The sequence below is a fragment of the Nonomuraea recticatena genome (assembly GCF_039533245.1).
Taxonomy (GTDB): Bacteria; Actinomycetota; Actinomycetes; order Streptosporangiales; family Streptosporangiaceae; genus Nonomuraea; species Nonomuraea roseola.
Genome location: NZ_BAAATE010000011.1, coordinates 143,868 through 155,460, shown reverse-complemented (window position 1 = coordinate 155,460; position 11,593 = coordinate 143,868). Strand labels below are relative to the sequence as shown.

Sequence of the window (11,593 nt, the reverse complement as noted above, 5' to 3'; positions counted from 1 at the left end):
TTACAGTCGTCTCGCGAGCTCATCCGCGACGTCGAGCACGTGCTTGCCCGCCACGACGGGCAGGCACTTGCCGGTGGCGGGGCCGATGCGCTCGGCCCACCTGCCGGGCACACCCGCCTCGCCGCGTCCTGCCCCCGCCATGGCGCCCGCGATGGCGCCGATGGTGTCGGCGTCCCTGCCCAGGCTCACCGCGTAGGTCACCGACTCCTCCACCTCGCCGTCGCCGTGCAGGTAGGCGGCGAAGGCCAGCGCCACGGCCTCGGGCGCGAGGTCGGTCCACGGGTAGTGCCTGATCACCACGGCCTCGTGCAGCCCTTCGGGCGAGTCCTTGAGGGGCAGCGCCCTGGAGATGGTCCTGGCCGTCCACGAGTCCTGGGGGATCGCGGAGAGCCCTGCTCTCACCACCTCGCCGGGGGCTGCGCCGCTCATGGCGACCGCGACGGCAGCCGCGACCGCCCTGCCGCCGTTGATGCCCTCGCCCTCGCCGCTGACCAGGCCGTCCTGCTCGATCAGCCTGGCCGCCTCAGCGGGGTCGCCTGGGCAGAAGATGCCGTACGGCGCCGCCCGCATCGCCAGCCCGTCGGACCAGCCGTGCGCGTGGATCATCCCGGTCATGGGCGGTTCGAGCCCGCGCCGCAGTGCCGACACGGTGCCGAGCTCGGAGAAGCCCGCGCCCTTCATGGGGCCGAGCACCAAGGGGATGATCTCCCTGCGGTAGGCGTCGGCGACGTCGTCACTGGTGAGGTCGTGGCCGTGCCGCACGAGCAGGGAGACAGCGAAGATCGCGTACTCCGTGTCGTCGGTGCCGCCGCCCTCGATCTCGGTGAGCCGGCCCCACTTCTCGCGGATCTGGGCGGGCTCCATGTTCTCGGCAGGTGCCCCGAGGGCGTCGCCGGCCGCCAGGCCGAGCAGACACCCCCGGGCGCGATCCTTGAGCAGACTCACCGGGAGTACCGCTCCAGCACCTTGTTCCCCTCTTCGACGAGCTGCTTGGCCGCGTCGTCAAGGGAGATCTTGTTGGCGAAGTACTGCTGCAGGGTCGGGGTGGCGACCTTGCTCTTCCACTCGTCGAAGCCGTTGACCTTCAGGAACGGCGCGACCACGAGGTCCTTGGCGGACGCGGTGGCGATGTCCCAGCCGTTCTCCTTGGTGGTCATCGACGGGTCGGCGGCGGCCTTCTGCGAGGTCGGCAGCAGCCAGTCGCCCTTGGCGAGCTTGGCCTGGTTCGGGCCGTTCAGGAAGAACGACATGAACTTGATGGACTCGTCGGGGTGCTTGCTGTCGGCCGAGACCGACAGGGTCTGGGAGACCGCGCCCTGGTTGGTGGTCTCGCCCTTCAGCGGGGGAAGGGTGACCCACTCGAAGCCGTCGGGCGCCTGCTCGACGACCTGCTGGCGCAGGTAGACGCCGACGGGCAGCAGGGCGTACTTGCCGGCGAAGAAGCCGGGCAGCGGGTCGGCGGTGCCCATGCCGAGCGCCGAGGGGTCGGCCGACTTGTCCTTGTAGAGCTGGTCGTGGATGCGCTGGAGGACCTGCTTCTCCTCCGGGCCGACCTTGACCGTGGTCTTGCCGTCCGCGCCGGTCTGGAAGAAGGTGCCGTTGAAGTTGAGCGCCAGGTTGAGCGTCTTGTTGACGGGCGACTTCATCGGCCAGGCCACGCCGAACGCCTCGCCCTTGGTCAGCTTCTTGCTGACCTCGGCGAACTCGTCCCACGTCCAGGGGGCGTCCGCGGTGGGGACGCGCACCTTCGCGGCGTCGAGCAGCTTCTTGTTGGCGATGATGACCTGCGACTCCTGCAGGAACGGCACGCCGTAGACGCCCTGGTTGCCCTTGCCGTCGTCGAAGGTGACGGTGTCCCACGCCGACTGCGGGATGTCGCTCTTCAGCTCGGCCGGCAGCTTGTCCTTCAGGTCCAGCAGGTAGCCGCGCGAGGCGAAGCCGGACAGCGCGGGCGAGTCGTCGTGGATCACGTCAGGGGCGTCGCCGCCCTCGAAGGAGGTGACGAGCTGGTCGTTGACGTTGTCCCAGCTGCCCTGGACGTAGGTGACCTGGATGTTCGGGTTGGCCTTGTTCCAGGCCTCCACGATCTCCTTGTTGGCCGCCACGGACTCCTTCTGCCAGGCCAGGCTGAGGAAGTTCAGCTTCACGGGCTCGCCGCCCGATTTGGCGGGCTCGGCGGCGTCGCCGCCGCCGCCACCGGAGCCGCACGCGGCCGCCATCGCGACGATCGCCGCGGCCGCCAAAGCGGATTTGATACGCATAAGAGCCTCCTAGCCCTTGACCGCTCCGGCCATGAGGCCGGACCTCAGCCGTCGCTGGATGATTGCGAAGAAGATCAGGCTGGGGATCGTCGCCACGACCGACGCGGCGGCCAGCGGGCCCAGCCTGGACACCCCCTCGGGCCCGGTGAAGCGGACCAGAGTGAGCGGCAGTGTCATCACGTCGGGGTCCTTCAGGACCACGAGCGCGAAGAGGAACTCGTTCCACGAGGAGATGAACGAGAACAACAAGGTGGCCACCACGCCGGGGGCCAGCAGCGGCGCCACCACGCTCACGATCGAGCGCACGCGTCCCGCGCCGTCGACGGAGGCGGCCTCCTCCAGCTCGGGAGGCACCGCCCGCACGTAGCCCTGCAGCATCCAGAGGGCGAACGGCAGCGTGAAGGTCACGTGCACGATGATCAGACCGGGCAGCGTGCTCACCAGATCGAGGTTCCGCAGCACCATGAAGAGCGGGATGATGATCAGGATGAACGGGAAGACCTGGCTGACCAGCACCCACCCGACCGCGATCTTGCTGACCAGGCTGCGGTGGCGCGCGATGGCGTAGGCGGCGGGCAGGGCGACGACCACGGTGAGCACCGCGCTGCACAGCGCCACGATGAGGCTGCGCACGCCCGCGCCCACCAGGTCCTGCTCGGTGAAGGCGGCCTCGAAGTTGCTCAGGGTCGGCTCGCGCGGGATCCACGAGGGGTTCAGGTTGGCCATCTCCTGCGGCGTCTTGAACGCCGTCGAGACCAGCCAGACCAGCGGGAACACCAGGAAGATCATGTAGGCCAGCAGCGCCGCGTACTTCGGGATCTGCTTCATGACGCCTCCCTCATCTGCCGCCAGAGATAGATGCCGAGCACCGCGAGCACGACGATCATGGTCGCCACTCCGAGGGCCGCCGCGTAGCCGAAGAAGCCGTAGCGGAAGGCCTGCTCGTAGGCGAAGAGCATCGGCAGCCGCGTCTGGCCGCCGGGGCCGCCCTGGGTCAGCACGTAGACGAGGCTGAACTGGTTGATGTTCCACACGAAGTCGAGCGAGGTGATGGCCACGATCACGGGGCGCAGCTGCGGCAGCGTGATGTTCCAGAACCTGCGCCAGGTGCCCGCGCCGTCGACCTCGACCGCCTCGTACAGCTCCTTCGGCACGCCCTGGAGCCCGGCCAGCAGGACCACGGTGGTCTGCGGCATGCCGCTCCAGATGCCCATCACGATGACGGCGGGCAGCGCCAGTGAGAAGTCGGCGAGCCAGTCGATGTCGGTGCCGAGCATGCTGTTGAGGATGCCCGCGTCGGGGTGGTAGACCAGGCGCCACATCAGGCCGATCACCACGGGCGGCATCGCCCACGGCACGACGGCGAGCACCCTGGCCACCCCTCTGAACCGCAGGTTCTGGTTCAGCAGGATCGCGAGGCCGAGCGAGAGCAGGAACTGCAGGCCCGTGACGGAGACCGCCCAGATCAGGCCGATCCTGAAGGAGGCCCAGAAGTCGGCGTCGGACAGCAGGTCGATGAAGTTCTGGGGGCCCACGAACTCGTAGACCGCGTTGCGGCCGGCGCGCGCGTCGGTGAAGGCCAGGCCGATGCCGTACAGCAGTGGGCCGACGCTGAACAGCAGGACCGGCACCAGCGCCGGGAGCATCAGCAGCAGGGTCTCGCGGCCCTGCCGCGAGCGGGGCTTGCGGCGCTTGTGGGGTGAGGTCCGCGGGGGTCTGGTCGCGACCGCCGTCATGGCGTGCCTCCCTTCGACTGGGGTGGGATGTTCACGGTTTCGCCCGAGGTTTCGCCGCGGACGCCGAGGACCGCGGCTTCGCCCGCCGTGGAGGCCCTGATCACCAGCCGGGGGGCGACCGTGACCACGCGCGGCTGGCTGTCCATGTCGTTGAGCCGGTCGAGCAGCAGCTCGGCCGCGGCCTTGCCGCGCTCGGCCGAGCCGAGCGACACGCTCGTCAGGGACGGCCACGAGGCGGCGGCCAGGTCGGTGTCGTCCATGCCGACCACGGCCACGTCCTCGGGGACCCGAAGGCCCGCCGCGCGCAGCACGTCGAGCGCGCCCAGCGCGATCAGGTCGTTGGCGCACATCAGCGCGTCCACGCCGGGCGCCCGGTCAAGCAGCGCGCGAGCCGCGCGCGCTCCCTCGGCCCGGTAGAAGTCGCCCACCTCGACGATCTCCTCGTCGTAGGGCAGGCCGCGCTCCTTCAGCGCCTCGCCGTAGGCGGCGGCGCGGGCGGCGCCCGGCACGGTGTCGAGCGGGCCGTTGACGAAACCGATGCGGCGGCGGCCCAGCTCGTACAGGTGGTCGATGGCCAGCCTGACGCCGGTGCGGGAGTCGGCCCTGACGTTGTCGACCCGCGTGCCCTCCGGCACCGAACCGATGATCACGACAGGCGCCCGCGCGGTCGCGATCATCTTGAGGTGCTCGTTCGTGACGCGCAGCGGGCTCATGATCAGCCCGTCGACGTAGCGCTCCCCGAGGCTGTGCAGCACGTCGATCTCGTCGGCGACGATGGCGTCGGTGGAGTGGAGCACCAGCCGGTATCCGGCCGCCTTGAGCACCGGCTGGATCTGCCTGACCATGGCGAGGTAGACGGGGTTGCCGATGTCGGCCATGGCGAAGGCCACCTGGTGGGTACGGCGCGACTTGAGGCTCCTGGCGACGGCGTTGCGCACGTAGCCGAGCTCCTCGGCGGCGGCCAGCACCTTGCGCACGGTCTCCTGCCTGGTGGGCAGGCCGTTGAGCACCCGCGAGACGGAGGCGATGGACACCCCGGCCCGCTCTGCGATCGTGTTGATCGTGGGTCCTTCGGCCAAGACAGTCCCCCCACTCGGATGAAAACGTTTACAGCACCTTCGCTGTAAACGTTTACGGCGCTGGCCACATGAAACATGCACGTAACGTGGCGGTCAAGTCACGATCACATAACACCAGGTCAGAGCCCTGCCTGCGCCAGGCGAACGTCATCACGTCACCGTGGGTGACCGGTCAGAGGGCGTCTGATGGACGAGCGGGAGCCCCCGCGAACGCCGGCGCCGCCACCGGCGGCGGGGTGCGACCAGGCGGAGCCGGAGGTCAGCTGGTGAGGTAGCGCTCGGCGAGGTCGCAGGTGCCCAGGGTGTAGCCGGCGCCGAGCTCTCTGGCGATCTCCACGCCCTGGTGCGAGCCGATCCACGCCGTCAGCAGCAACCGCCTGAACAGGATGAACGTCCAGATCTCCCGTTCGTCCTCCCGTCCGAACGGCTCCTCGCCGCGGTAGCCGTCCAGCCAGGAGTCGATCAGCTCGGGCACCACGGGTTCGTGCTCGATGAAGCTCAGCGCCGCCGCGAGGTCGTAGACGTGCCAGCCGAACCCGCAGTCGTCGAAGTCGATCACGCTCGGTTCGGGTCCGCCGTCGTCCAGCAGGTTGGCCAGGCGCATGTCGGCGTGGATCAGCCCGAAGCGCTCCGGTCCGTCGCCGTACCGTCCGATGCGCTGGCGCAGGCGACCTTCCAGCCGATCGAGTACGGCACGCGCCTCCGCGTCGACGCCCACGCCGTCCTGCCAGCGTCCCCAGCGCGCCTCCCCGCCGAAGGCCGCGTCCCAGTCCCAGGCGAACCGGGTGAAGCCGGGCGGCCGCCGCCACCGCCTGGCGTGCCTGTGCATGCGGGCGGTGACCGCGCCGAGCTGCTTGAAGCCGTCGACCAGACGCTCTGCGGGGGGTTCGACGCCGGGCAGGAACTCGAACATCACCGCGTGCCGGCCCGCGACGTGCACGACCCCGGCTCCGTCCCTCGCGGGGATCACTTCCGGGGTCCTGACGCCCGCCTGCGCGCGCAAGGCCGTCAGCCAGGCCAGCTCCGAGTGGATCGCCTCCGCCGCGTGGTAGCCGAGCCTGTGCACCCGCAGGATCGACCGCTCCCCCGTACCGGAGTCGTCCACCAGGAACGTCGCGTTCTCCGAGACATTGATCAGGGTGACGGTGGCGGCCCGCGAGACGGCGTAACGGTCAAGGGCCGCGCGCGCCGCGTCGCCCACCTGGTCGAGGACGCCGCCGCCTGCGGACAGATCATGTAGCTCCACCGGCCCATTGTCCCGTGACCCGCGGCGGTCAGGACGAGACCGGGACCTTCTCGGGGGCGGCGGTGGTGATCGCGCGGATCGCGGGGGTGCCTGCCAGTCCGACCACGGCCGCCATCACCGCGGGGATGATCAGCGCCACCGGCAGCGAGGCGCTGTCGGCCACGAACCCCAGCACCGCGGGCCCCACCAGCAGTCCTGAGTACCCGAAGGCGGTCACCACCGACAGCGCCCTGCCGACGGAGCCGCCCGCCGCCCCCACCGCGCTGAACACCACAGGCACGACGGTGGCCAGGCCGACGCCCGCGAGCGCCCACCCGATCCAGGCCCCGACGATGTTCGGCACCAGGAGCACCAGCAGGTAGCCCACCGTCGCGAACCCGCCCGCCAGCTGGATCGTCCTGACGGCTCCGAGTCGCGCCCTGATCGGGTCGCCGAGCAGCCTGATCGAGGTCATCGCCACGGCGAAGACCGTGTACGCCAGCGGCGCCGCCGCGGGATCGGCGTCGAGCACCCAGCGCGCGTGCAGGGCGGCCCAGTCGATCGCCGCGCCCTCGCTCAGGTGCCCCGCGAAGGCGACCACGCCGAGGAGCGCGACGAGCCCCCACTTCATCGCCCCCATGCCACCCCCGCCCGAGCCCTGCTCCGACGCGGCGGCGGGCCTTCCTGGCAGCAGCAGCCGCGCGGCGGGCAGGAACAGCAGCGGGACCGTCACCGCCGCCACCACCAGCAGGACCTGCCCGTCGGCTCCCAGCCGCAGCCCGAGGGCGGTCAGCGCGCCCGCGCTCGCGCCGCCCAGGCTCCACGTGCCGTGGAAGGCCGAGATGATCGGCCTGCCGTAGGCGTGCTCCACCTCGACCGAGTGGACGTTCATCGCCACCTCGACGCAGCCGAGGCCCAGTCCGAACACGACGGCCATGACGCAGAGCATCGCGTAGTTCGGCGCCAGCGCGGGGCCGAGCAGCACCACACCCGACGCGGGCCCCGCGATCCAGCACACCCTGCGGCTCGTCCACCGGTCCACGAGGGGCCCCGCGACCAGCATCGACACCAGCGCTCCGAAGGAGACGAGCAGCAGCGCGACGCCGAGCTTGGCCGGCCCGAGGTCGAGCCGCTCGTTGAGGCCGGGCAGTCCCGCGGCCCACATCCCCATGACGAAGCCGTTGAGGAAGAAGAAACCGAATACACCGATACGCGCTCTTTTGTTCACGGCTAGAGCATAAACTGTCTTCCATGGATGTGGGAGACCTGCGGGCGCTCAACAGGCTGCGACTGCTGCGCGAGGTCCACGACGGCGGCGCCAGCCGTACGCGTTCGCAGCTGACGCGCGATCTCGAACTGGCCCGCGGCACGGCCTCGGTGCTGGTGGCAGGGCTGGTCGAGGACGAACTGCTCCAGGAGAAGCCGGCCGGGGAGCACGCCAGGGGGCGCCCGACGCAGATCCCAGGCCCGCATCCGCGCGGCCCTCTCGCCCTCGCCGCCGACCTGCGCGAGGACTCCTGGACGATCGCCGCGTGCGAGCTGGGCGGCGGGTCGACCGTCCTGGCCGCCAGCGGGCACGACGGCACGCCCGCCGCGCTGAACGACCTGGGCGCGGCTCTGCGGGCGCATCTGGGGCCGCGCGTGGTCGGCGTGGGCCTGTCGGCCTCCGGTCCCGTGCGCGAGGACGGCCTGCTGGACATCTCACACCTGGGCTGGCGTGAGGTCCCCGTGGCCGAGGCGCTCGGCCTGGGCGGCGTCCCGCTGCGGATCGGCAACGACGCCAGGCTCGCGGGGCTGGCCGAGGCGCGCAGGGGCCACCTGCGAGGGGTCAGCGTGGGACTGCACCTGCACGTCGACTTCGATCCCGGCGGCACGCTGCTGATCGGCGGCACCCCGCTGACAGGGGCGGGCGGTACGGCGGGCGAGTTCGGCCACATGCCACTCACCGGCGGCGACGACCCCTGCCCCTGCGGCGCGCGAGGGTGCCTGAGCCTCGCGGTGGGCCGCAACGCGCTCCTGCGCCACCTGGGCCTGCCCGCGGGGCGGGGGCGGGGCCGTCACGAGGCCGAGCGCATCATCGAGGCCGCGGCAGGAGGGGAGCCCGAGGCCGTCAAGGCCGTCGAGAGCAACGCAGGAGCTCTCGGCAAGGGCATCGGCGCTCTGATCAACGCCCTCGACCCCGCGACCGTCACGCTGTCAGGGCTCGGCGTCGCGCTGACCGGCGACACGCTCCAGCGAGCCTGCCACGGCGCGCTCATGGCGATGCGCAGAGATCGTCCGCCGCCGATCCTGCCCTCGGCGCTGGGCGACAGAGGCCCCCTTGTCGGGGCGATGGAGTCGGTGTTTGACGCCTTCCTGACCCGCGAGGGGGTCGAATGCTGGCGTGCGACACGCCCGAAGAACGAAATGTGACAGAAACCACGATGATCTTGCAACGGGGACACTTCGGACGATACCCATGAGTTCATGAAATTTCGGGACGCGGTGGGGTTGGAGATCGCGCTTCGCATGTGCGAGGCGGCGATCAGGCAGGCGGCCAGAGAAGGCGCGCTCGTCTCTGTCGCGGTCGTCGACGCAGGTGGACACCTGGTGACCTTCCAGCGCATGGAAGGGGCCGAGATCGCAGGTCCCGTCCTGGCTCCCGGCAAGGCCTACACCTCGGTGGCCCACCGCATGACGACCGCCGACCTGGCCCCGCTGGCCGCTCCAGGAGGGGAGCTCTACGGCCTCGCGGGCGACCGCTTCGTGTGCTTCGGAGGCGGCATCCCCTTGTGGGCGGGCTACGGTGAGGGAGAACGCGTGGTCGGCGGTGTGGGGGTCAGCGGAGGCACCGTCGCACAGGACGTGGCGTGCGCCGAGGCGGCCGCTTCCGTCTGGCGCACCGGTTGAGCGGCGGCTTTCCGCAACACAAGCCGCTGGCATCCGCCATGATTAGCCGCGACACCACGGGTAACAAAGTCCCGAAGCATTACTCCCCGAGGAGAGATTGAGATGGCACTTCCCACTCTGACCCCGGAGCAGCGCAAGGCGGCGCTGGAGAAGGCCGCCGAGGCCCGCGCCGCCCGCACCGCACTGCTCGCCAAGGTCAAGGCCGGCGAGCTGACCTTCGCCGACCTGCTGGAGCGTGACGACGACATCGCCAAGAAGATCAAGGTGTCGCAGGCGCTCCGCGCCGTCAAGGGCGTCGGCCCGGCCAAGGCCACCGCGCTCATGGAGGAGGCGGGCGTCGACGAGAAGCGCCGTCTCGGCGGCCTGGGCGCCCAGCAGCGCAAGAAGCTGGTGGACGCGCTCGGGGCTTGATCCCCTCGCGGCCGGTCCTCGCGGACCGGCCGCGCGCCTCAGCGCCTCAGCTTCGCAGGTAGGCGAGTACGGCCAGCACCCTGCGGTGCTGGTCACCGTCGTCGGCGTAGAGGCCGAGCTTGGAGAAGATGCTGCGGATGTGCTTCTCCACCGCGCCGTCGCTCACCACGAGCTGCCTGCCGATGGCGGGATTCGACTTCCCCTCGGCCATCAGCTCCAGCACCTCCCGTTCGCGCGGGGTCAGCTGGGCCAGCGGATCATCCTTGCGCCTGCGCACCATGAGCTGGGCCACCACCTGCGGATCGAAGACCGTGCCGCCGGAGGCGACGCGCCGCAGCCCCTCCATGAACTCCTCGACATCGACGACCCTGTCCTTCAGCAGGTAGCCGACCGCGCCACGGGCGTCGGCCAGCAGGTCGTCGGCGTAGGAGACCTCCACGTACTGCGACAGGATCAGCACCGGCGCCCCCGGCACCCTGCCACGCGCCGTCACGGCGGCGCGCAGGCCCTCGTCGGTGAAGGACGGCGGCATCCGCACGTCGACCACCGACACGTCCGGCTTCAACGAGGCCACGGCTTCGACGAGAGCGTCGCCGTCGCCGACCGCCGCCACCACCTCGCAGCCGAACTCCTCCAGCAGCCTGATCAGGCCTTCCCTGATCAGGACCGCGTCATCGGCCACGACTACCCGCACGGTACCTCCGCCACGATCACTGTCGGCCCGCCCATGGGTGAGTTCACGACCAGCTCGCCGTCGACCGCGCGCAGCCGGTCGGCCAGCCCGGCCAGACCGTGTCCCTTGGCGACGTGTGCGCCGCCGACACCATCATCCCCGATCGTCAGCATGAGCACGTTCCCCGTACGGCTGAGCTGGACCGAGCAGGTCGTGGCGCGGCTGTGCTTGGCGATGTTGGTCAGCGACTCGGCCACCACGTAGTAGACCGTGTTCTCCACCGCGGCGGTGTAGCGCTCGGCGATCTGCACGTCGAGCTCGACGGGGACGGTGCAGCGGCCCGCCAGCGCGGCCAGCGCGGACGGCAGCCCGCGGTCGGCCAGGATCGGAGGGGCGATGCCGCGCGAGAGCGCGCGCAGCTCGTCGAGCGTCTCGCGGGTGGCGGCGATGGCCTCGGCGATCGTGTCGTGCGCGGCGGCGGGGTCCTTCCTCAGCTGCCGCTGGGCGCGGGAGAGCTCCATCGCGAGGGAGACCAGGCGCTGCTGGGGACCGTCGTGGATGTCGCGCTCCAGCCTGCGCAGCGCGTCGGCCTCGGCCGAGACCGCGGCGGCGCGGCCCTGGGCCAGGTCGTCGATGCGCTCCTGCAGCTCGGCCACGGTGGTCAGCAGCGCCCTGCCGAGGCCCGAGCGCAGCAGCGCGGCTCCCCTGACCATGATCGGCAGGAGCAGCAGCCCGAGCAGGCCGATCGCGAGGTAGAAGGTGGCGTTGATCAGATAGGTGTCGCCCAGGCCGAGGAGCTCGGGCAGCTCCATGTTGCCGGGGATCTGCGAGGTGAACGCGACCCACAGCGGAGAGGTGAGGCCGGTGATCGTGATCGCCCAGAACACCACGGTCACCACGAAGGTCACGACGGCGACGGGGAAGTTGACGATCCCGTGCAGCAGGTCCAGCCACGACTGGCCGATGGTCAGCGGGTGCACGAAGCGGCGGAAGCGTCCCGCGCCCTCGGGAGCGCCCTTGTAGCGGGGCCGTACGGCGGGGCGGTTGAGCACGTCGGACAGCCAGCCGCGCTCCACGTCGGCGAAGCCCCTCGCGATGAGCAGCGTGCCGCTCAGGATCGGCACGCCGAGCCACACCACCACGGTGCCGAGCCCGGCCGCGAAACCCGTCACGAGGAGGATGAAGGCGATGACGGCCGCGGGGAAGCCGACCAGGAGGTAGCGGGTGTCCAGCAGGACACGCCTCGTCAGGGAGCGCATGGCATCACGCTACGAGTCTCGCAGGTGTGGACTCGACCCTGCGGGCAGGCGTCAGGGGGT

12 protein-coding genes are annotated in these 11,593 nt (G+C 70.7%); 3 read left to right on the top strand and 9 right to left on the bottom strand.

Annotated elements, in window-relative coordinates; genetic code table 11:
• From ABFX50_RS22465 to ABFX50_RS22435, 7 genes are all read right to left on the bottom strand, one after another.
• The gene (locus ABFX50_RS22465) at window positions 1-945 is read right to left on the bottom strand and encodes an ADP-ribosylglycohydrolase family protein (RefSeq protein WP_346149245.1); all 945 of its coding nucleotides are present in this window, start codon (window positions 943-945) and stop codon (window positions 1-3) included.
• A complete protein-coding gene (locus tag ABFX50_RS22460) occupies window positions 942-2,261 on the bottom strand; it encodes an ABC transporter substrate-binding protein (RefSeq protein ID WP_346149243.1) in 1,320 nt (439 codons plus the stop codon). Before ABFX50_RS22460 ends, ABFX50_RS22465 begins: the two co-directional genes overlap by 4 nt.
• Before the next feature lie 9 nt (window positions 2,262-2,270).
• A complete protein-coding gene (locus tag ABFX50_RS22455) occupies window positions 2,271-3,089 on the bottom strand; it encodes a carbohydrate ABC transporter permease (protein WP_183659682.1) in 819 nt (272 codons plus the stop codon).
• Window positions 3,086-3,997, bottom strand: coding sequence for a carbohydrate ABC transporter permease (locus ABFX50_RS22450; RefSeq protein WP_183659681.1), 912 nt, complete (start codon window positions 3,995-3,997; stop codon window positions 3,086-3,088). The genes ABFX50_RS22455 and ABFX50_RS22450 overlap by 4 nt, the downstream gene beginning before the upstream one ends.
• A complete protein-coding gene (locus ABFX50_RS22445) occupies window positions 3,994-5,076 on the bottom strand; it encodes a LacI family DNA-binding transcriptional regulator (RefSeq protein ID WP_346149241.1) in 1,083 nt (360 codons plus the stop codon). The genes ABFX50_RS22450 and ABFX50_RS22445 overlap by 4 nt, the downstream gene beginning before the upstream one ends.
• A 259-nt stretch (window positions 5,077-5,335) precedes the next feature.
• A complete protein-coding gene (locus ABFX50_RS22440; RefSeq protein ID WP_346149239.1) occupies window positions 5,336-6,322 on the bottom strand; it encodes a phosphotransferase enzyme family protein in 987 nt (328 codons plus the stop codon).
• Window positions 6,323-6,350: 28 nt separating this feature from the next.
• Entirely contained in the window at window positions 6,351-7,529 is a 1,179-nt protein-coding gene (locus ABFX50_RS22435) for an MFS transporter (RefSeq protein ID WP_346149237.1), read from the bottom strand.
• Between the two features lie 23 nt (window positions 7,530-7,552).
• Between ABFX50_RS22435 and ABFX50_RS22430 the strand changes: the two genes are divergently transcribed.
• The 3 genes from ABFX50_RS22430 to mihF all read left to right on the top strand — a co-directional run bounded on the left by ABFX50_RS22430 (window position 7,553) and on the right by mihF (window position 9,601).
• On the top strand, window positions 7,553-8,713 hold the full coding sequence (locus tag ABFX50_RS22430) for an ROK family protein (protein WP_346149235.1): 1,161 nt from the start codon (window positions 7,553-7,555) through the stop codon (window positions 8,711-8,713).
• A 54-nt stretch (window positions 8,714-8,767) separates the two neighbouring features.
• A complete protein-coding gene (locus ABFX50_RS22425) occupies window positions 8,768-9,190 on the top strand; it encodes a GlcG/HbpS family heme-binding protein (RefSeq protein WP_183659677.1) in 423 nt (140 codons plus the stop codon).
• A 102-nt stretch (window positions 9,191-9,292) separates the two neighbouring features.
• On the top strand, window positions 9,293-9,601 hold the full coding sequence (gene mihF / locus ABFX50_RS22420; protein WP_183659676.1) for an integration host factor, actinobacterial type: 309 nt from the start codon (window positions 9,293-9,295) through the stop codon (window positions 9,599-9,601).
• 46 nt (window positions 9,602-9,647) lie between these two features.
• Here the strand turns inward: mihF and ABFX50_RS22415 are convergent, their stop codons facing one another.
• Both ABFX50_RS22415 and ABFX50_RS22410 read right to left on the bottom strand, forming a co-directional pair.
• Window positions 9,648-10,295: a response regulator gene (locus ABFX50_RS22415; RefSeq protein ID WP_183659675.1), complete on the bottom strand. Its 648-nt coding sequence runs from the start codon at window positions 10,293-10,295 to the stop codon at window positions 9,648-9,650.
• Entirely contained in the window at window positions 10,286-11,533 is a 1,248-nt protein-coding gene (locus ABFX50_RS22410) for a sensor histidine kinase (protein ID WP_346149232.1), read from the bottom strand. The genes ABFX50_RS22415 and ABFX50_RS22410 overlap by 10 nt, the downstream gene beginning before the upstream one ends.
• Window positions 11,534-11,593: the final 60 nt, after the last annotated feature.

Coding starts and splice junctions, on each gene's coding strand:
- ABFX50_RS22460 (WP_346149243.1), bottom strand. CDS start 2,261: ATGCGTATCAAATCCGCTTTGGCGGCCGCGGCGATCGTCGCGATGGCG.
- ABFX50_RS22455 (WP_183659682.1), bottom strand. CDS start 3,089: ATGAAGCAGATCCCGAAGTACGCGGCGCTGCTGGCCTACATGATCTTC.
- ABFX50_RS22450 (WP_183659681.1), bottom strand. CDS start 3,997: ATGACGGCGGTCGCGACCAGACCCCCGCGGACCTCACCCCACAAGCGC.
- ABFX50_RS22430 (WP_346149235.1), top strand. CDS start 7,553: ATGGATGTGGGAGACCTGCGGGCGCTCAACAGGCTGCGACTGCTGCGC.
- ABFX50_RS22425 (WP_183659677.1), top strand. CDS start 8,768: ATGAAATTTCGGGACGCGGTGGGGTTGGAGATCGCGCTTCGCATGTGC.
- mihF (WP_183659676.1), top strand. CDS start 9,293: ATGGCACTTCCCACTCTGACCCCGGAGCAGCGCAAGGCGGCGCTGGAG.
- ABFX50_RS22410 (WP_346149232.1), bottom strand. CDS start 11,533: ATGCGCTCCCTGACGAGGCGTGTCCTGCTGGACACCCGCTACCTCCTG.